This is a genomic window from Pedobacter sp. AW31-3R, from assembly GCF_052180285.1.
Taxonomy (GTDB): domain Bacteria; phylum Bacteroidota; class Bacteroidia; order Sphingobacteriales; family Sphingobacteriaceae; genus Pedobacter.
In genome coordinates, this window is the sequence record NZ_CP197475.1 from 5,837,584 (window position 1) to 5,856,767 (window position 19,184).

Sequence of the window (19,184 nt, forward strand, 5' to 3'; positions counted from 1 at the left end):
GTTTTTACGGTAAAGATAACAATACGTCAAAGCTTTTTGTTTATTATATGGCCAGCTCATCCATCCCTGATTAAAATCCGAAATATCGAAAGGGACCCCTCCCCGATCAGGTCAACGTTACAGCTATCTCCAATTTATCCTCAAGAACAGTTCTTATTGAGTTGAATTATCCTTAAAATTGCAGTTATGTATTGGTATGAAGAAGAGGTGAAGAGTTTAGTTCTAAAAAAAGAAACACTTACAGCATCTCCAAAAACAATTTTTTATGGGAGTTCCACGATCCGCTTATGGGAAAGTTTAACTGCTGATTTTGCACCTATTTCTCCGGTGAACCTGGGTTTTGGCGGCTCTACTTTGGCTGCATGTGTATGGTTTTTTGACAGGATAGTAGGCCCTTATGCCCCAGAACGGATGGTCTTGTATGCAGGTGATAACGATTTGGGGGATGGAAGAACACCTGAGGAAGTATTTATTTTCTTTTTACAACTGATAGAAAAGGTAAATGAAAGATTTGGCCCTATCCCCTGTTATTTCATTTCCCTTAAACCCAGCCCTAAACGCTGGAACTTAAATCAAAGTTTTGAATATACCAACAAACTGATCTCCGAGGAAATTGCCAGAAGAGACAGCAATTGGAAATTCATCAATATCTTTCCCCATATGATAGGTCCGGATGGCCTTCCCATTCAAAGCTATTATGACAAGGACGGCCTTCACCTCAGTCTGAATGGCTACAAAGTATGGAAAGATATCCTCTTAAAAGAACTGTTATAATCGTTACCAGATTTTAACAGTTTTTTAATGCGAATGTGGATTTCCATGCTTAGCTTTATTGGGGATGAAAAGAGTTTATCAAAAATGGTTCAGTAAGGCAGTTAACCGCGACATGGAATTGCTGGCTTTTGGCCATGGCGGTGCTGCAGTCTTGTTTTTCCCTACCCGTTCTGCCAGGTTTTTTGATTATGAAAACTGGGGAATGATCGATGCGCTCAGGTCAAAGATAGAAAATGGACAACTGCAGTTATTCTGTGTGGACAGTCTTGATCAGGAAGCTTTTTATGATATGCACTCCTCCCCGGAAGCCAAAATCGACAGGCATCTTCAATATGAGCGTTATATTCTTGAGGAGGTGATTCCTTTCATCAACAAAGAAAGTAAGGACGCTTACCTCATTTCCGCAGGTTGCAGTATGGGTGCCTTCCATGCACTTAATATCGCATTTAAACACCCGGGGAAATTCAATAAGGTAGTGGCGATGAGCGGCCGTTATGATATCACCCTTCAACTCGGCGCCTTCCAGGACCTGTTGCAGGGATACCGCAATATAAACACGTATTTTAATTCACCAACACAATACCTGTCCAACCTGGATGATCCTGCCATACTGGATGAGCTGCGTCAATTATCTATTATCATCGCTATAGGAGAGAAAGATGCTTTCCTGGATAACAACTACCAGCTGGATCATATCCTCCACAGCAAAGGGATCAACCATGAATTCTATGTATGGAATGGGGAGGCGCATAAGCCCAAGTACTGGAAGCAAATGATCAACATTTATCTTTAGTATTATTTGTTTACGGTTCCGAGATCGTTGATTTCTTTCATGTATTGAAGATAGGCCTGTTTATAGGATAATTTACGGTGCTTCCGTTTCCCTATAAAATGCCTGAAATCTTCTAAGTCACTCGCGGTAAAACCCAACTTCACAAAGAGGGCCTGGTCATTTTCCCAGTTTTTTAAATTGATCTTTCTGTTTTCCAGCTCCCTGAACAATACAACACCGGATATAAAATCAGTATAGGCACTGGTGCGCTTGAAATCCTTCATAAAATCAATGACCGTACGGTATGTTGCAGGCCTGTTCCTTTCTATTTCGCCGGCCAGAATCTCTTTCAACAGCGGTGCTTTTAACAACTCCGCATCTACCCCTTCAAAACTCCCGGAGCTTTTTAAGATATTGATATCCTTTAAAAAAAGTGAATCTGTAGTCTTTACCTGATGGTCTGCAAAATAAGGTTTCTGGTCAAGCACTGCTTCATCAGGAATTGATTGGCGGAGAACAGTATTCTTCATATGTTGGCCATAAAGTTCATTGCAGATAAGAACAGAGCTCAATTGAACCAGCATAACCATTGTATATTTTTGGCTGAACAGCCGAATTTTCATAAACATAGGACAAAGGTAGACATCCGCTATCAAAGAATCATATTTTTGAACTGAACAAGCTCTGCTAAAAAAAGAGGAACATTTCTGACTGATTGTTTTTTTATATACTGCCATTAAATGTTAAAACCTTTTATATTTGCTTCATAACGAAGCAATCGATTGTTTCCACCAACTTAATATAAATATGATGAAGCGAAGTCCGTACATTTTTACCCTGATTTTTTGTTTATTGTGCCTTAATTTATCTGCACAGGACAAAAACAATCAGAGAAACAGCAAACAGCCATCTTTCCTCGAAGGAATGATCAAACCGCGCATACGTGTCATTATCGACAATGATTTCAGCGGTGACCCGGATGGTTTATTTCAACTTGTCCACCAGGTACTCTCTCCTTCAGCAGAGATCAGTGCGATCATAGGTTCACATTTAAAGCCGGGAGATGGATTTGATCCTTCCACTACGACGGCCACCAATGCAAAGAAAAAAGTGGAAGAAGTTTTAAAAGTAATGAACTTAACAGGTGCTTTCCCATTATATGAAGGTTCAAATGCTGGCTTATTAAATGACAGCACTGCCCAAAACTCTGCCGCAGCACAGGCAATTGTAAAAGAAGCGATGCGTACGGACACGAACCTTCCCCTGTATGTCGTATGTGGCGCAGGATTGACTGATTTAGCCAGTGCTTATCTGTTAGAACCTAAAATTGCAAAACGTTTAACCCTTGTATGGATTGGCGGCCCTGAATATACAGCACTAGCCACTCCTCCCCCCGGATATACCAGCCTAGAATACAACTTAGGTATCGACATCAAAGCGGGACAGGTTATTTTTAACCATTCCGACATTCCGGTATGGCAAATCCCGCGTAATGCTTACCGCCAGACTCTACTCTCTTATTCCGAATTGCTACTTCGCGTAAAAACACAGGGAAAGACAGGCACTTACCTTGCAGAAACCATTGAAAATGTGATGAAGATGACGGCCAAATTCAATTTAAATATTGGAGAAACCTATATCATGGGAGATAGCCCACTGGTACTCCTGACCGCATTAACCTCCTCCTTTGAAAGAGATCCGTCTTCGAGCGAATTTGCGCTCGTACCTTCACCACTGATCAACAACCAGGGACTTTATGAAACCAATACATCCGGAAGAAATATCAGGGTGTATACCAAACTGGATACACGTTTAATGTTTGAAGATTTTTTTGCTAAACTCAGTCTTTACAATAACAAAAAATAGTTATTCCCTCCTTATTCTTTGATAACCCGGAGCTGTATTTCATCTAATCCTTTTCAAAATACAGCTCCGGGTTATCCCTTATTCCTCCCACAAAATAGTAACGAGGATCATATTTTCCCCTACAAAATCTAACCCGTTGATTGTTTAAAAGTTAGAAAACCCAACCCGCATATCTCTCTGCTAAAAAAATATTAGTTTGAATTTTATGCTTACCGTCATATTATTCCACCGCCTCTCCACTTATTTTTGGTGTATCGACAGCTGTTACGCTAGCACAAAAAATAATCATGATGGAGAAGAATGTTATCAAAAGAAGCGGAGCATACAGCCCGTTTGAAAGCTATAAAATAGAAGATGCAATTGTCAAAGCCTTTCACAGTGCATCTGTAATGCCGGATGGCAGTGTATTCCAAGCTGTCATGGCACATCTTGAGGATAAAATTACCTGGGCGGTAGAAGAGATTCAGGATTGCATAGAAAAAACGCTGTTTGATAAGGGTTACTTTGAAGTCATGCGTTCATTTATGCTTTACCGGCACACCCGAAAATTACAGCGGGAACATACAGGCAACCTGCAGGAAGATACGACTTATGTCAACAGCACACAAACTATTGAAGAATACATCAGGCAGACCGACTGGCGCATCAATGCAAATGCAAATACGTCGTATTCCAATGCTGGCATGGTCAATAATGTCGCTGGTAAAATCATTGCAAATTACTGGCTGGACAAGGTATATAACAGAGAAGAAGGGTATGCACACCGAAATGGGGATTTCCATATCCACGACCTGGATTGTCTGACAGGATATTGTGCAGGCTGGAGCCTTCGGGTCTTGCTGAATGAAGGATTCAATGGTGTACGCGGGCGCGTAGAAAGCAGGGCGCCAGCACATTTCAGGGAAGCACTTGGACAAATGGCTAATTTCCTTGGTATCCTGCAAAGCGAATGGGCGGGAGCCCAGGCATTCAGTTCTTTTGATACCTACCTGGCACCTTATGTCTTCAAAGACCAGTTGGAATATACAGACGTTTTAAAAGCGGTCAGAAGTTTCGTCTACAATCTTAACGTTCCAGCCAGATGGGGACAATCGCCCTTTACGAATATCACCCTGGACTGGGTTGCCCCTGAGGACCTGAAAGAACAGATTCCTACAAAAAAAGACCTCCATCTTTTCACTGATGTCACCGATGAAAACCTGCTCAGGTTAGGTAAAGAACGTGGGGCAGAAAAGCTGACTGATTTATGTTACGGACACTTCCAACAAGAAATGTCCATGATTAACAAAGCGTATTATACCGTGATGACTGAAGGTGACGCCAATAGCCAGCCTTTCACCTTCCCGATCCCTACAGTCAATATCACGGAAGATTTTGACTGGTATGGAGAAAATACTGACTTACTTTTTGAAAATACGGCCAGGATAGGATCATCCTATTTCCAGAATTTCATCGGCAGTCAGTATTTCACAGATGAGAGCGGGCACAAGGTGGAAAATCCGGAAGCTTATAAACCGAATGCGGTAAGAAGCATGTGCTGCAGATTGCAGCTTGACCTGAGAGAACTTTTAAAGCGTGGCAATGGCCTGTTCGGAAGTGCAGAAATGACGGGAAGTATTGGTGTGGTGACGATCAATATGGCACGCCTGGGCTACCTCTATCCCGGCGATCGTTCAGCATTATATGCCCGCCTGGATAAACTCCTCGACCTTGCGCAGTCCACACTGGAAAAGAAAAGAGTTTTCATACAGGAAATGTATGACCGTGGACTTTACCCTTATACAAAAAGATATTTATCGCATTTCAGGAACCACTTTTCCACCATTGGGGTGAATGGGATGAATGAGATGATCCAGAATTTCAGCAAAGGGAAAGATGAAATTACCAGTAAAACGGGAATCTCCTTCGCCTCCGCTATCCTGGAACATATCCGCATGCGCCTCAAGGCCTTTCAGGAAGCAACAGGTAACCTGTATAACCTTGAAGCCACGCCGGCAGAAGGAACAACCTATCGCTTTGCTAAGGAAGATTTCAAACGTTACCCTGATATCATACAAGCAGGAGCTGAAGGCAATATCTATTATACAAACAGTTCTCAGATACGTGCCGACCATACCGACGATCCTTTTGAGGCATTAATGCTTCAGGATGACTTACAGTGTAAGTACACCGGAGGCACTGTCCTGCACCTGTACATGCGGGAGAAAATCAGTAGCCCGGATGCCTGCCGCAATTTTGTAAGGAAAGTACTGACCAATTTCAGACTGCCCTATATTACCGTAACCCCGGTCTTCAGTATTTGCCCTGTCCATGGATATCTTCCGGGTGAACATGGTTTCTGCCCTAAATGCGATGAACTAATCATATTAAAACATACTTTAAAATCAGTCGACTATGAACAAATTACAGCACCATGAAGCCATCCTGGCGCAATATCAGCAGCAACGTAACAAATGCCTGGTTTATACCCGAGTAATGGGGTACCACAGGCCGGTAGAGAGTTTTAACATAGGTAAAAAAGGTGAGCACAAACAAAGAATACATTTCACAGAACAAGGCAGCAGCAAAGCGGCTGTATAACATCACTCCTTTTACATTACTTGATTATCCCGGAAAAATAGCCTGCATCCTTTGGTTTGCAGGCTGTAATATGCGCTGTGTCTACTGTTACAATCCGGACATCGTACTGGGAAAAGGAAATATCAATTACAGCGAAGCTTTAGCCTTTATACAATCGCGAAAGCATCTGCTGGAGGGTGTGGTACTCAGCGGTGGAGAATGTACGCTACATAAAGGCATTGCCGCCCTAATACTGGAAATCCGGAAACTGGGGATGCTGATCAAGATCGATACCAATGGTTCGAATCCCCCTATGCTCAATATCCTGTTAAGGAAAGGCCTGGTGGATTATGTAGCCCTGGATTTCAAGGCAACTCCGGAAAAGTTTTTTGACATGACCAGGTCAACCCTTTTTAATGGGTTTGAGAGTACCTTATCCTTGCTGATCAATTCAACGGTAGACTTCGAAGTGAGGACCACCGTTCATGCTGAATTGCTCAGTGAGGAAGACCTGAAATGGATGGTTACTTTTCTGGAAGAGAAAGGATATAAAGGAACTTACTATATCCAGTATTATATCAACAACACCAGAACGCTGATGGATTTGAATTACTCCGTTCAGAGAATCAATTTTGAAGCACTTTCTACCCCGGATATAAGGATAGTCGTAAGAAAATAAAAACATTAGCTTTGATAAATAAAATCAAAGATGCTATGAAATCAACTATCCAAGAGATCGAAACACGTTTTGATGCAGATGTAGAACGTTTCTCCAACCTGGAAACCGGACAGGCAACCACCCTGGATGCTACCCTGAATATGAAACTGATCACAAAAGCAATAGCCCAAATTTATCCCGATTTGACGAGTGTACTGGACATCGGTTGCGGTGCAGGAAACTATGCCGTAAAACTCATGGAGGCAGTAAATAACCCTGAGGTGACTTTGCTGGACCTGAGCAGACCAATGCTGGACAAGGCTCAGGAACGGGTTAGCGCAGCGACCAATGGGGAAGTAAAAATAATGAAAGGCGATTTCAGAACGTTGGATTTTGGGAATAACCAATATGAAGTGATTATCGCGACTGCAGTACTGCACCATCTCCGTGACGATGAGGATTGGGAAAGTTCATTCAAAAAGCTCTACGGGCTCCTGAAACCAGGAGGAAGTATCTGGATTTTTGACCTGGTACACCAGGCCAGCCCAGCTTTACACCACTACATATATACCGATCTTTACGGAGATTACCTGACTTCCCTAAAGGATGAATCTTACAGGGACCATGTATTTGCTTACATTGAGAAGGAAGATTCGCCCAGAAGCCTGATCTATCAGTTAGAACTGATGCAAAAGGTAGGTTTTACAGCTGTAGATATCTTACATAAACATTTATGTTTTGCATCTTTTGTAGGTTTTAAGAAATAGGAATGACCAATTGTACACCTAACGGTTATTTCTATTGATCAGGCTTTTCCATCATCAATTAATTCGAATTAAAAAATGTCCCCATCATAGCAAAGTCTTATCGGTAACATTTTTGACGCGTAGTGTATTCAACTATTTTTTCCTTTCAAAACTTCCTAACTTTAGTGTACACACAAAAACAAAATAGGAAGAATATGAAAATTACTTTAGACACAAAATCTTTATCCATTGGTTTTCTGGCAGCAGCCATTGGCTTTGCTACAATTAGCAGTAAATCTGTTACAGATACCGGTGGCGGTAGGTTCCGCACCGAAATAAATAACAATAATGCAGTTGTGATATTGGATACTGAAAACGGAAATTACATCATCGCTAGCGATATGATAGACGCCGCGCGTGGAAAGTGGATAAAAGGGGAGTTCTATAACACATTTAAGACGGCGAAAGGCAACAAAAAAGAATAACCTGTCTTAAAGAATCCTGCCTGATCACAAATAAGAAACTGATGGATAAAAAAAGGGGAAAGATTCTGTTTAAAGAACCTTTCCCCTGATGTAGCCCGTAGGGGAATCGAACCCCTATTTCCAGAATGAAAATCTGGCGTCCTAACCGGTAGACGAACGGGCCATTTGAAGCGACCAACCTTTACAGGTTCTGCTTCTCCTGGGTAGCGGGGACCAGACTCGAACTGATGACCTTCGGGTTATGAGCCCGACGAGCTACCAACTGCTCCACCCCGCACTATATTTTATTTCAGACTATTCCTGCCATCCTGCAAGAGTTCGAGTAGCCCGTAGGGGAATCGAACCCCTGTTTCCAGAATGAAAATCTGGCGTCCTCACCCCTAGACGAACGGGCCATTTAATATGAAGTGTCTTCTCCACTTCTCCGGTAGCGGGAACCAGACTCGAACTGATGACCTTCGGGTTATGAGCCCGACGAGCTACCAACTGCTCCATCCCGCACTATGTTCCTCCAACAATTACTATGTTTTAGGGAGTGCAAAGGTAGGATTTTATTCCGAAGATCAAAATCGAAAATGTAATTTAATTACTTATTTTAGATCTAAATATTTTTCTACGTTCCAGAAAGCGGAAATCATCTCACAATGGGGCATTAATATCACAATAAGAGGCTTTTTATGCCCTTTTTTCGCGAATAATTTTCAGAAAATTATTATTGACGTAATTCTGACAATAAAATATGATTCCGATCACTTAAAATTCTTCCTTAATCCTATTTTTGACACGTCTTATGAGAGCTGCAGTTGTTTTGTTCCTGATTATGTTTTTACTGGTATTAAAGGGATCCAATTCCTTTAATGCAGGATCACATCATCATAAAAAAGTAAGCTATCAGCCTGCACAGACCATTCAAAAAAAACAGCAGAACAAATCCTGGTACGCAAACCAGATCTTCCCTGTCATCAAACATGATAACCTGACGGAAAAAAAAGACGAATTTATCAGTATCGCCGATGAAGATGAGGATATTGTTTTCAGCAGAAAATATGTACTGCTAACGAAAAGCCATGTTGTACTTGCTACTGCTTCTGTTCTACATCATTTTTATAGTTATACACGGAACCGTCTGCCCTTCTGCAGCCATTTTTCCTATACCTCTTCTTACAAATACATCACACAACGCGTTTTAAGGCTATGATCAAATAATAGGCTTTAGTGATTTCAACACTACAGTCACCCACCTATTATTTATTCAAAGGAATCATCGATTCCAGATCATTATATCCCTTAATTACTATAATACCGTGAAGAGAATTAGTATACTCATGGGTTTGTGTGGCCTGTTGTGCCATACCAGCTGTACCTCTAAAAAAGAAGAAAAAGAAGAAGCCGCTAAATATGCGGTGACTTCCCCACTAAAAATTGACACCTCTTTTACCAGAGAATATGTGTCCCAAATCAAATCAGTAAGGAACATTGAAATCAGGGCACTGGAAAAAGGATTCCTGCAAAATATCTATGTCGATGAAGGCCAATCCGTAAAAGCCGGTCAGCTCTTGTTCAGGATTATGCCTAAAATGTACGAAGCAGAATTACTGAAAGCCCAGGCAGAAACCAGGGCGGCTGAGATCGAGCTGCAGAACACAAAACTGCTGTCTGATAAAAATGTAGTCTCACAAAATGAGCTGGCCATGGCGAAAGCCAAACTGGATCAGGCAAAGGCAGAAACCTCACTGGCCAAATTCCATCTTTCCGCTACGGAGATCAGGGCTCCTTTCGATGGTACCATAGACCGGATCCCCCTGAAGCTGGGAAGTCTGGTGGATGAGGGAGAACTGCTGACCAGCCTTTCGGATAACAGCCAGATGTTCGTCTATTTTAATGTTTCAGAACCAGAATACCTGAATTATGAAACAGATACCAAAGGCCGTGGAAACAAACAGGTAACCCTTCTCTTGGCAAATAACCAGCCCCTGAAATACAAAGGGGATGTGGAAACCATTGAAAGCGAGTTTAACAGTGAAACAGGAAATATTGCTTTCCGGGCAAGGTTTCCCAATCCGGATAAGCTCTTAAAAAACGGAGAAACCGGGAAAGTTCAAATGATCGTACCCCTCAGAAATGCACTGATCATCCCACAAAAAACAACCTATGAAATCCAGGATAAAGTCTATGTTTTCGTGGTAGACAAAAAAGGCGTGGTGAGGTCGAGAAATATCACTATAGCCAGTGAAATGTCCGACCTATATGTAGTCGGAAGTGGATTATCTGCAGATGACAAGGTGCTGCTCGAAGGAGTTCAGACGGTGAAAGACGATGATAAGATCAAGTATGACTACGTCTCCCCTAATGAAGTCATTTCTCATTTGCGGTTAAAAGCAGAATAGTTTTCCACTCCTAAACAAGTAAATCATGTTTAATAAATTCATACAGCGCCCCGTGCTGTCCATAGTCATATCGCTGATTATTGTATTTCTTGGGGTTTTGGCCATGACCCATTTACCGGTCACACAATTCCCTTCCATTTCACCCCCAAAGGTGAACATCACCGCAGAATACCCCGGAGCGAATGGTGAGCTCATGATTAAATCGGTCATCATTCCCCTGGAAAGAGCAATTAACGGTGTTCCTGGAATGAAATACATGGCCTCCGATGCCGGTAACGATGGTGAAGCCACCATACAGGTGATATTTAACCTGGGGACAGATCCCAACCAGGCCTCTGTAAATATTCAGAACCGTGTAGCCTCGGTGGTCAATAAACTTCCGCCATTGGTGGTACGTGAAGGGGTGAAAATCACCCGCGAGGAATCGAATATGCTTATGTACATCAACCTGTACAGTAAAGATCCAAAAATGGATCAGAAATTCCTCTTCAACTTTGCAGATATCAACGTATTATCAGAATTAAGACGTGTAGATGGTGTAGGTGTCGCCGATATCCTGGGTAACCGGGAATATGCCATGCGAATATGGCTGAAACCTGACCGTATGCTGGCCTACAAGATCTCTGCCGACGAAGTCCTTGAGGCACTAAATCAGCAAAGTCTGGAAGCCTCACCAGGAAAAACTGGTGAAAGTTCCGGAAAGAGATCCCAGACATTTGAATATGTACTGAAATATCCCGGAAGGTTTACCACTAAAGAGGGCTATGAAAATATCATCCTCAGGTCCAGTCCGAATGGAGAAATCCTGCGCCTCAAAGATGTGGCAAATATAGAATTCGGAAGTTCAATGTACGATATCTATTCCAACCTGAATGGAAAACCTTCCGCAGCAATTACCGTAAAGCAATCTTATGGCAGTAATGCAAGTCAGGTCATTAAAGATATCAAAACCAAGATGGAAGAGATCAAAAAAAGCTCTTTTCCTAAAGGAATGGACTATGAGATCAGTTATGACGTATCCAAATTCCTCGATGCCTCGATTGAAAAAGTAGTACATACACTGGTGGAAGCCTTTATCCTGGTAGGCTTGGTGGTGTTTTTATTTTTAGGCGACTGGCGGTCGACTTTAATTCCCGCCATTGCTGTACCGGTATCGCTCATCGGAACATTTGTATTCATGCAATTTTTCGGTATTACCCTCAACCTGATCACCTTATTCGCCCTGGTACTCGCCATAGGGGTTGTTGTCGATGACGCCATCGTTGTAATTGAAGCTGTACATGCCAAAATGGAAGAAGAGCATCTTTCTCCTTTGAAGGCCACAAAAAAAGCGATTGGAGAGATCAGTGGTGCCATCATTGCCATCACCTTTTTAATGGCAGCGGTGTTCATTCCTGTGGCATTTATGTCAGGTCCCGTCGGTATTTTTTACCGGCAGTTTTCCATTACCATGGCCACAGCCATTATTCTCTCCGGTATTGTCGCACTAACGCTGACTCCTGCACTCTGTGCAATGATATTGAAGAATACACATGGAAAACCGAAAAAGAAAAAGGGACTGGACAAATTCCTTGATGGCTTTAACAATGGCTTCAACAAACTTTCAGGAAGATATCAGAAACTGCTGGGCACTATTGTCAACCGCAGGATGGTTACCTTTACCATGCTGATTGCCTTCTGTGCCGGAATATATTTCATTAACAATACCCTGCCATCAGGCTTCATTCCCAATGAGGACCAGGGGATGTTTTACGCAATTATCCAAACCCCACCGGGTTCTTCCCTCGAGCGAACGAATGAAGTAGCGGAACGGTTGCAGAAAATTGCAGAACACGTGGATGGCGTGCAGTCTGTTTCTTCACTTGCAGGTTATGAAATCCTTACTGAAGGAACAGGTTCCAATTCCGGAACCTGCCTGATCAACCTGAAAAGCTGGGAAGACAGGAAACATTCCGTGCAGGAAATCATCCAGGAACTGGAAGAGGAGTCAAAAGACATCAAGGGAGCTACGATAGAATTTTTCCAGCCCCCTGCAGTACCTGGTTATGGAGCAGCCGGTGGATTCGAACTGCGTCTGCTGGATAAAGCGGGATCAGGGAGTTATAAGAAAATGGAAACGGTAAGCAGGGACTTCGTAAAAGCGCTGAGCAAGCGGCCGGAATTGTCCTCCGTATTTACCTTTTACAGTGCCAGCTTCCCGCAATACATGCTGCGCGTTGACAATGATATTGCCCAGCAAAAAGGGGTAACCATAGAAAATGCCATGAACACCCTATCAACACTGGTAGGTAGTAATTATGAAACCAACTTCATTAAATACGACCGCCAGTATAAGGTCATGGTGCAGGCTTCACCAGAATATCGGGCATTACCTGAGGATATCCTGAAGTTATATGTGAAGAACGACCATGATGAGATGGTTCCCTTCTCTGCTTTCATGAAGATGGAGAAAGTATACGGTCTGTCGGAAATTACACGGCACAACATGTACAATGCTTCGGAAATCAGCGGTTCTTCTGCACCTGGTTACAGCAGTGGCGCAGCCATACAGGCCATCAATGAAGTCGCCGAAAAAACCTTACCGAGAGGATTCGGAATAGACTGGGCAGGGATCTCCAAAGATGAAGTATCCCGCGGTAACGAGGCTATTTATATCTTCCTTATCTGCCTGGGTTTTGTCTACCTCATCCTGGCAGCGCAGTATGAAAGTTTCATCCTGCCCTTAACGGTTCTCCTTTCCCTGCCAGCTGGTATTTTCGGCGCATTCCTCTTGCTGAAATTATTGGGACTGGAGAATAATATCTATGCGCAGGTATCCATGGTGATGCTGATCGGGTTGCTCGGCAAGAATGCCGTACTGATCGTCGAGTTTGCCGTTCAGAAACATGGCGCTGGAGCGACCGTTCTTGACGCAGCCATGGAAGGTGCAAAAGTGAGGTTCCGTCCTATCCTGATGACTTCCTTCGCCTTTATCGCGGGATTGATCCCATTGGTGATCGCAACCGGCCCAGGTAAAATCGGAAACAGAACTATTGGTACTGCAGCTGCAGGAGGTATGCTTTTCGGAACTATTTTCGGGGTCATCATCATTCCTGGCTTGTATTATATCTTCGGTAAAATAGCCGAAAGATATACGCTGGTCAAAGACGAAGATGAAAATCCATTAACTGAAGAAATTGATCACAATGAACAAACAACACACCATATATAAGTATGCTGCCATGCTGGGCTTTTGTCTCAGCATGGCCAGCTGTAAGATCCCTGTGATCGTACAACCGAAGGAAAACACCACAACTCCCGGATCATTCACTGATCAGCGGGATACCACCAATATAGGAGCCCTGCAATGGCGCAGTTTTTTCAGTGATCCGCATCTGGCCAATCTGATAGACACCGCCATCACAAGGAACCAGGAACTGATGATCACTTTGCAGGAAATTGAAATGGCAAGGAATGACATCAAGCTTAAGCAAGGACAGATTTTACCTACTGTAGGAGCAAAACTGGGCCTGGGTGTTGAAAAAGTAGGGCGATATACCAGTCAGGGAGCCGGCGATGCCTCTACGGAAATCGCTCCCGGAAAGGAAACACCCGATCCACTAATGGATTATTCTGCAGCTTTGTATGCGAACTGGGAAGTAGATATCTGGAAAAAACTCCATAATGCCAAAAAAGCTGCAGTGACCAGATACCTGTCTTCCGTGGAGGGTAAAAACTTTGTGCTCACGAATTTAATTTCCGAAGTTGCCAATTCCTACTATGAATTACTGGCACTGGATAATCAACTTGCCATCGTACAACAAAGTATCCAACTTCAAAAAAATGGTCTGGAGGTCGTAAAAGTCCAGAAAGAAGCCAGCAGGGTGACAGAACTTGCCGTGCAGAAATTCCGGGCAGAGGTACTCAGTTCAAGAAGTCTTGAGTTCGACATCCTTCAAAAGATCAAGGAAACAGAAAACAGGATCAACTTCCTGCTGGGACGTTATCCGCAGGAAATACCAAGAGATAAAAGCAACTTCGTAGATTTGGTTCCTGCAGCAGTGCATGCAGGTATTCCTTCCCAACTGCTGGCCAACAGACCGGATGTTAAACAGGCAGAACTGGAACTCAGTGCAGCAAAACTGGATGTCAAAGTGGCAAGAGCCGAATTTTATCCTTCTTTTGGCATTTCCGCAGCATTCGGATTCCAGGCATTTAATCCCTCCTATCTGGTAAAGTCACCGGAATCCATGCTTTATTCCCTCGCAGGAGATCTTGCCGGCCCGCTGATCAACAGGAATGGGATCAAAGCTGAATTCCGTAATGCCAATGTACGCCAGCTTCAGGCGATGTACAATTATGAAAAAACAATCCTGAATGCTTACATCGAAGTATCAACACAACTCTCCAATATCAGTAACCTGGAAAAAAGTTACGCGCTGAAATCAGAACAGGTAGAAGCACTCAACAAATCCATTGAGATTTCGAATGATTTGTTCAGGTCTGCCCGTGCAGACTATCTGGAAGTACTGATGACACAGAGAGATGCCCTGGAATCAAAACTGGAACTGATAGAAACTAAAAAGAAGCAGTTGTGTGCAGCCATTAACATCTATCAGGAATTGGGTGGAGGCTGGAAGTAAATTTTCACTGGAGGTTTTCCACCATCAATTTAGGGAAATAGTACACGCTAAAATAGCTGCATTGCCGCTAAAAAGGAGTGCCTGCACTATTATTTTTCACCTGCAATCATTATGAAAGCGAGGCCGTATCATTGATCGGCCTCGTTTTTTATACGCCCTACCTATAGTGAAATAATTTAATATAATATGAAGTAATTAACAAGCCTGCAATCCTATAATAATTCGATCTCAATTAAGGCCACCCGCTGCCGGTGCTGCCTTAATCGAGATCGAATTATTATTGATATGACCAGAATTGAATTTACTGAAAGTCTTCCGCTAAATCTATGATATTGTACCCGTCACCTATGTACTCGTCATCCAAGATATTTGGAGAAATAGACAGTAACTTACTGGATCCCGCTGTTAATGATCCAATGATCTCTCCATAATTAACTGTCTGATCGCTAATATTTACTTTATCAAAACTACGGTAAGGCAATTCAGTAGTACCTGCTTTATAAACTTTAACCTGGTAAGATTTAATGAATCCCGGTTCTTCTACTATCGCAGGTAACTCATAAAAGCCACTCAGTGCTCCGGTTACACTGCTGACTAATTTTATGGAGGTATACGTTGTAACCCTTGGACGGGTGGTTGTTCTTGTCATTAAAAAGAACTCCACATCAACAGGCCCACCATAAAAATCAGGGAAACTGGTCACAAACCTTAACCGAAAGCCTACATTATTGGGGTTACTAACGGGTATCAGTTCTACCTTATCCATCAATTTTGTGCCATCATAGAATATTTTTTTAACCTGATTATAAGGCTCACTCTCAACAACATATTCTCCCAACACCCTTCCATCAGCCTTTTTGCGGAAGTGTATTTTCTTACCGGGTGAGTATAATCGGTCGGCAATGCTAAATTTAGATTCAATTGCCTGCCCAATCACTACGTTGTCTAAAACAAATTCTAATGTATCTGCCAGTACCAGGCCTTTTATTTCTACCTTAACAGGAATCGGTACATTAAGGCCATCTACTGGCGTTATTTTTTCACATGCATATAACAGAAGCATGCATAGGCCAACCAGGCTTAACTGTATGTTTTTTGTTTTCATTTGTATCTTTTTAAAAATTATAACTTATAGAAGTGCTATAGGTACGTCCGAATCTTTGGCTAAACGTAATCTGGTCACCTTCTTCATATTTATTGGAAAAACCAGGTTTCAGTCTTAAGACGTTGCTTCTGTCGCCATTAACCTCAGTATAATCGGGATTAGCCTCATAACTTTGCGTATTTCTATAAAATATGGAAGCCTTGTTTAACAGGTTGGCCGCATTTAATTTAATTTCCATTTTCCCCTTCAATAGTTTGAAACTGATTTGGGCATCAATCTGCTCCCGTTCTTTCTCATATTCAATGTCAGTTGGTAATTCCCCGACAACCAAAGTTTTAAAGCCAGATTTGTTATACATGACATTAAAGCCAAATTGCTGTCCGCTGTATTGAATACCTCCATTGATCAGGTAAGGCGATTGGCCATACATGGAGCGATTTTGGGTACTGGTTAAGTATTTAGGTCCCGTAGGTTGTGTATTTACATAGGTGCCTTTTACTTTAGAATCCTGTAAGGTAAGGTTACCATACAGGTACAAGTTATTGAGTATTTTGCTGTCCGTCATAAAGCCCATATTTTTTCTTGCTTCCAGCTCCAGTCCATAGACTTTGGCATGATCTGCATTCATGATGTAATAGACAATGTTGCCTGAAAGTGTATTCAGCGTCAGCTCTACTGGCTTGTCAAATTCCTTGTAGAATGCACTGGCAGAGAATATTTCTCCCAAACCTGGAAACCACTCCACCTTTACATCAAAACTGTTGATCCTGGTGCTGGTTAAGCCCGAATTACCAAGTTGAGCTCCATAAAACGGACTGTATCTCCAGAATTTACTGTTGTCTATTAATTCTGGCCTAACTACACTGCTGGAAAATGCCGTTCTTAAATTTAATGAAGAAATAGGGCTGTAAGTTAGATTGGCAGAAGGCAGCCACTGCCATTTCTGATCACTTTTAGGTTCATATACATTGGTGTTTTCATTATTTGGATTCTTGATTTCTGTGTAATCAAAATACTCTACCCTTAGTCCGTACACAAAACGCAATTTTTCCAATAGCCTGCTGTCTAGCATGAGGTAACCCGCATGCGATTCACTTTTTCCGGCAAAACCATCAAGGCCCCCTGGGGTAACCTCATAAGAGAAACCATTTACACCCATATTTTCTGGCTTTATCATTTCCGAAAGTGGGATATTGCTAAGGTTTTGCGGCAATGATGCGGATTGCGCAAATTTTGCAATCTGCCAGTCAAACCCTCCTTTTTTTCTGATGCCAAAATATCCCACTTTACCCGTATTATTGATTCCAGCCAGCATAAAAGGTACACTTGCATCAGCTGCCCATGAGTAATGGTCTTCGTGTATGTTATAATTGTGGCGTGACATGGGCACTACTTTAGGTTCAGAAACACTGCCTGCATAATAGAAAAACTGATAATCATTGTCAACTAATTTAGTTGTAGCTGTGGCAATACTTAAATCCTTTTCCTTGCGGTCTATTGAAGTTCTGGCGATATTCCATTCTATCTTAACTTTCCCGGCATGGTGTTGCCCAGTGATTTTGTTTTGCAATAAATCTGTAAATGTTGGATCATCCACTTCTTCTCTACGGTCTGGAATGCCTTCGGCTCCATTCGCTGAATCATCAAATCCTGTCATCCTGATCAATGTATTGTCGAACATATGGGTATACGTGTTGCGCAGGCTGAAGCGGTTTTTACCCAATTGCAAACCGGCATTAAATAATGCGCCCCAAGTGGTATTAAAGCCATAAGATTTGCCATGATTATCGTATCCATCTCTCCATGATGATCTTTCCTGGCCTTCAAGAATATGAATAGTTTGTGTGTTTCGGTAACTTAAAGATCCGGTAAAACCAAATTTATTATGGTTCAGCGTATCAAGGGTCATCAACCTACCGATGCTAAATTGATAGTTTTGTGATGGAATAGCCTTGGTTTCATATACTGTAAAATTGTCTTTGGTAAACCTTCTGCTCTGCTCGTCTACTATTTTCTGTAATTCAGGTGCAGGCATTTGGTTATTCGGAAATGTAGTCCGGTCTGTAATTACCAACCCTTGCGGAAAATTCCTGCTACCATCGTCAAAGCCCAGGTAATCATATTTTCCACGTTTATGGGTTAAGAATTGCTTGCCGGTAGTTTGATCATTAAAAGAAGTACCTGCGGTAAAGCTTATAAAGTTTTCGTTCGGAATGTCCTTCGTGTTGATCTGGATCAATCCACCTCCAAAACTCGCGTTCATATCAGGTGTTACCGTTTTACTAACCACTACATTATCCACCAGATTTGATGGGATCAAGTCGAAAGAGAAGTTCCTCGTTTGCGGCTCAGTACTGGGCAAGACGGTACCATCCAGCGTTGCCGCATTATAGCGTTCGCCAATACCACGCACTATTACAAACTTATTATCTATAGAACTTACTCCGCTGATCCGTTTTAAGCTTTCCCCGATATTCTTATCTGGCGTTCTGGAAATCTGCTCTGCACTAATTCCATTACTGATTTCCGAGGCATTTTTCTGGCGGGCAAGTAATCCTTCTGTAGAAGCTTTTTTATAATTTGCAGTCACGGTTACCCCTCTTAAACTTTCAGATACTGGTTTCAGTGCGATGTTAAGCGAAGTGTTTTTACCTTCACTAACCACCACACCGGTAACCCTTTGGGTTTGAAAAGAGAGATAGCTGATCTCTAAAGTATACGTGCCCGGGATAAGACTTAAAACGTAACTTCCATCTACACCTGTTTGCACAGCTTTGCCGCTTTCAACAATTTTAACAGAGGCGCCGGGCAAAGTTTCCCCTTTATCATCTGTGATCTTACCTGAAATACGACCTGGCTTTGCCGGAATTGGCCTGGCGTCGATAATGATAAAATCCTTCACCAGACGGTAGCTGAGTGTGGTGCCTGAAAGGATTTTCCGAAGGGCATCACCGGCAGTCATGTCATTGCCGTTTAGCGTTACCTTTTTTGCTTCTTTCTGTAGCAGTTCATCAAAGAAGGAAATACGTATCCCACTTTTACGCTGAAGGGTTAGCAGGCTTTCCTGAAGGGTTGCCTGTTTTAGTGACAGGTCTACTTTAACCTGATCCAGGTTCTGGCTCTTTACCTCTGCTGCCAGCAATAACCCTGCGAAGGTTAACTGTATTGCTATTATGATGAAAGAACACCGCATAATAAATAGTATATAAG

Annotated in this window: 15 protein-coding genes and 4 tRNA genes; 12 read left to right on the forward strand and 7 right to left on the reverse strand. The window is 42.5% G+C overall.

The genetic code is table 11. The features are described 5' to 3' along the window. The first annotated feature begins 186 nt into the window (after nt 1-186). Together ACSBL2_RS23795 and ACSBL2_RS23800 are read left to right on the forward strand one after the other, a co-directional pair. Nucleotides 187-774, forward strand: coding sequence for a GDSL-type esterase/lipase family protein (locus ACSBL2_RS23795; protein ID WP_442589050.1), 588 nt, complete (start codon nt 187-189; stop codon nt 772-774). A 64-nt stretch (nt 775-838) separates the two neighbouring features. Next, entirely contained in the window at nt 839-1,567 is a 729-nt protein-coding gene (locus ACSBL2_RS23800) for an esterase family protein (RefSeq protein WP_442589051.1), read from the forward strand. A gap of 2 nt (nt 1,568-1,569) precedes the next feature. Here ACSBL2_RS23800 and ACSBL2_RS23805 read toward each other — a convergent pair whose 3' ends face one another. Further along, nucleotides 1,570-2,076 (reverse strand): hypothetical protein, encoded by a 507-nt coding sequence (locus tag ACSBL2_RS23805; RefSeq protein ID WP_442589052.1) that lies wholly within the window; start codon nt 2,074-2,076, stop codon nt 1,570-1,572. Nucleotides 2,077-2,470: 394 nt separating this feature from the next. On the opposite strand from ACSBL2_RS23805, the gene ACSBL2_RS23810 reads away from it, so the two are divergent. The 6 genes from ACSBL2_RS23810 (at nt 2,471) to ACSBL2_RS23835 (ending at nt 7,860) form a co-directional block, all read left to right on the forward strand. Beyond that, nucleotides 2,471-3,412 carry a nucleoside hydrolase gene (locus ACSBL2_RS23810; protein ID WP_442589053.1) on the forward strand — a complete coding sequence of 314 codons (942 nt, stop codon included), beginning with the start codon at nt 2,471-2,473 and terminating at the stop codon, nt 3,410-3,412. Between the two features lie 287 nt (nt 3,413-3,699). Then, a complete protein-coding gene (locus tag ACSBL2_RS23815) occupies nt 3,700-5,829 on the forward strand; it encodes a ribonucleoside triphosphate reductase (RefSeq protein ID WP_442589054.1) in 2,130 nt (709 codons plus the stop codon). After that, on the forward strand, nt 5,807-5,992 hold the full coding sequence (gene nrdD / locus ACSBL2_RS23820) for an anaerobic ribonucleoside-triphosphate reductase (protein ID WP_442589055.1): 186 nt from the start codon (nt 5,807-5,809) through the stop codon (nt 5,990-5,992). Before ACSBL2_RS23815 ends, nrdD begins: the two co-directional genes overlap by 23 nt. Next, a complete protein-coding gene (locus tag ACSBL2_RS23825) occupies nt 5,934-6,650 on the forward strand; it encodes an anaerobic ribonucleoside-triphosphate reductase activating protein (protein ID WP_442589056.1) in 717 nt (238 codons plus the stop codon). The genes nrdD and ACSBL2_RS23825 overlap by 59 nt, the downstream gene beginning before the upstream one ends. 35 nt (nt 6,651-6,685) lie before the next feature. Continuing rightward, nucleotides 6,686-7,396, forward strand: coding sequence for a class I SAM-dependent methyltransferase (locus tag ACSBL2_RS23830; protein ID WP_442589057.1), 711 nt, complete (start codon nt 6,686-6,688; stop codon nt 7,394-7,396). A 194-nt stretch (nt 7,397-7,590) separates the two neighbouring features. After that, a complete protein-coding gene (locus tag ACSBL2_RS23835; protein ID WP_442589058.1) occupies nt 7,591-7,860 on the forward strand; it encodes a hypothetical protein in 270 nt (89 codons plus the stop codon). A 91-nt stretch (nt 7,861-7,951) separates the two neighbouring features. On the opposite strand, the gene ACSBL2_RS23840 is transcribed toward ACSBL2_RS23835, so the two are convergent. The 4 genes from ACSBL2_RS23840 to ACSBL2_RS23855 all read right to left on the reverse strand — a co-directional run bounded on the left by ACSBL2_RS23840 (nt 7,952) and on the right by ACSBL2_RS23855 (nt 8,361). Continuing rightward, nucleotides 7,952-8,023: transfer RNA gene (locus ACSBL2_RS23840), tRNA-Glu, on the reverse strand. A gap of 37 nt (nt 8,024-8,060) precedes the next feature. Continuing rightward, nucleotides 8,061-8,137 (reverse strand) — tRNA-Met (locus ACSBL2_RS23845). 46 nt (nt 8,138-8,183) lie between these two features. After that, a tRNA-Glu gene (locus tag ACSBL2_RS23850) sits at nt 8,184-8,255 on the reverse strand. 33 nt (nt 8,256-8,288) lie between these two features. Continuing rightward, nucleotides 8,289-8,361, reverse strand: a tRNA-Met gene (locus ACSBL2_RS23855). Nucleotides 8,362-8,650: 289 nt separating this feature from the next. On the opposite strand from ACSBL2_RS23855, the gene ACSBL2_RS23860 reads away from it, so the two are divergent. The 4 genes from ACSBL2_RS23860 (at nt 8,651) to ACSBL2_RS23875 (ending at nt 14,869) form a co-directional block, all read left to right on the forward strand. Further along, on the forward strand, nt 8,651-9,058 hold the full coding sequence (locus ACSBL2_RS23860; RefSeq protein WP_442589059.1) for a hypothetical protein: 408 nt from the start codon (nt 8,651-8,653) through the stop codon (nt 9,056-9,058). Nucleotides 9,059-9,164: 106 nt separating this feature from the next. Beyond that, on the forward strand, nt 9,165-10,247 hold the full coding sequence (locus ACSBL2_RS23865) for an efflux RND transporter periplasmic adaptor subunit (RefSeq protein WP_442589060.1): 1,083 nt from the start codon (nt 9,165-9,167) through the stop codon (nt 10,245-10,247). Between the two features lie 25 nt (nt 10,248-10,272). Continuing rightward, on the forward strand, nt 10,273-13,458 hold the full coding sequence (locus tag ACSBL2_RS23870) for an efflux RND transporter permease subunit (protein ID WP_442589061.1): 3,186 nt from the start codon (nt 10,273-10,275) through the stop codon (nt 13,456-13,458). Next, complete coding sequence (locus ACSBL2_RS23875) at nt 13,433-14,869, forward strand: TolC family protein (protein ID WP_442589062.1); 1,437 nt, start codon at nt 13,433-13,435, stop codon at nt 14,867-14,869. The genes ACSBL2_RS23870 and ACSBL2_RS23875 overlap by 26 nt, the downstream gene beginning before the upstream one ends. Nucleotides 14,870-15,170: 301 nt before the next feature. Here ACSBL2_RS23875 and ACSBL2_RS23880 read toward each other — a convergent pair whose 3' ends face one another. Together ACSBL2_RS23880 and ACSBL2_RS23885 are read right to left on the reverse strand one after the other, a co-directional pair. Beyond that, entirely contained in the window at nt 15,171-15,974 is an 804-nt protein-coding gene (locus ACSBL2_RS23880; protein ID WP_442589063.1) for a hypothetical protein, read from the reverse strand. Between the two features lie 10 nt (nt 15,975-15,984). Next, nucleotides 15,985-19,167 carry a TonB-dependent receptor domain-containing protein gene (locus ACSBL2_RS23885; protein WP_442589064.1) on the reverse strand — a complete coding sequence of 1,061 codons (3,183 nt, stop codon included), beginning with the start codon at nt 19,165-19,167 and terminating at the stop codon, nt 15,985-15,987. Nucleotides 19,168-19,184 lie beyond the last annotated feature (17 nt).

Excerpts from the sequence above, each read along its gene's own strand:
- ACSBL2_RS23795 (WP_442589050.1), top strand. The coding sequence starts at position 187 with ATGTATTGGTATGAAGAAGAGGTGAAGAGTTTAGTTCTAAAAAAAGAA.
- ACSBL2_RS23800 (WP_442589051.1), top strand. The coding sequence starts at position 839 with ATGAAAAGAGTTTATCAAAAATGGTTCAGTAAGGCAGTTAACCGCGAC.
- ACSBL2_RS23805 (WP_442589052.1), bottom strand. The coding sequence starts at position 2,076 with ATGAAGAATACTGTTCTCCGCCAATCAATTCCTGATGAAGCAGTGCTT.
- ACSBL2_RS23810 (WP_442589053.1), top strand. The coding sequence starts at position 2,471 with ATGATCAAACCGCGCATACGTGTCATTATCGACAATGATTTCAGCGGT.
- ACSBL2_RS23815 (WP_442589054.1), top strand. The coding sequence starts at position 3,700 with ATGATGGAGAAGAATGTTATCAAAAGAAGCGGAGCATACAGCCCGTTT.
- nrdD (WP_442589055.1), top strand. The coding sequence starts at position 5,807 with ATGAACAAATTACAGCACCATGAAGCCATCCTGGCGCAATATCAGCAG.
- ACSBL2_RS23830 (WP_442589057.1), top strand. The coding sequence starts at position 6,686 with ATGAAATCAACTATCCAAGAGATCGAAACACGTTTTGATGCAGATGTA.
- ACSBL2_RS23835 (WP_442589058.1), top strand. The coding sequence starts at position 7,591 with ATGAAAATTACTTTAGACACAAAATCTTTATCCATTGGTTTTCTGGCA.
- ACSBL2_RS23860 (WP_442589059.1), top strand. The coding sequence starts at position 8,651 with ATGAGAGCTGCAGTTGTTTTGTTCCTGATTATGTTTTTACTGGTATTA.
- ACSBL2_RS23870 (WP_442589061.1), top strand. The coding sequence starts at position 10,273 with ATGTTTAATAAATTCATACAGCGCCCCGTGCTGTCCATAGTCATATCG.
- ACSBL2_RS23875 (WP_442589062.1), top strand. The coding sequence starts at position 13,433 with ATGAACAAACAACACACCATATATAAGTATGCTGCCATGCTGGGCTTT.
- ACSBL2_RS23880 (WP_442589063.1), bottom strand. The coding sequence starts at position 15,974 with ATGAAAACAAAAAACATACAGTTAAGCCTGGTTGGCCTATGCATGCTT.
- ACSBL2_RS23885 (WP_442589064.1), bottom strand. The coding sequence starts at position 19,167 with ATGCGGTGTTCTTTCATCATAATAGCAATACAGTTAACCTTCGCAGGG.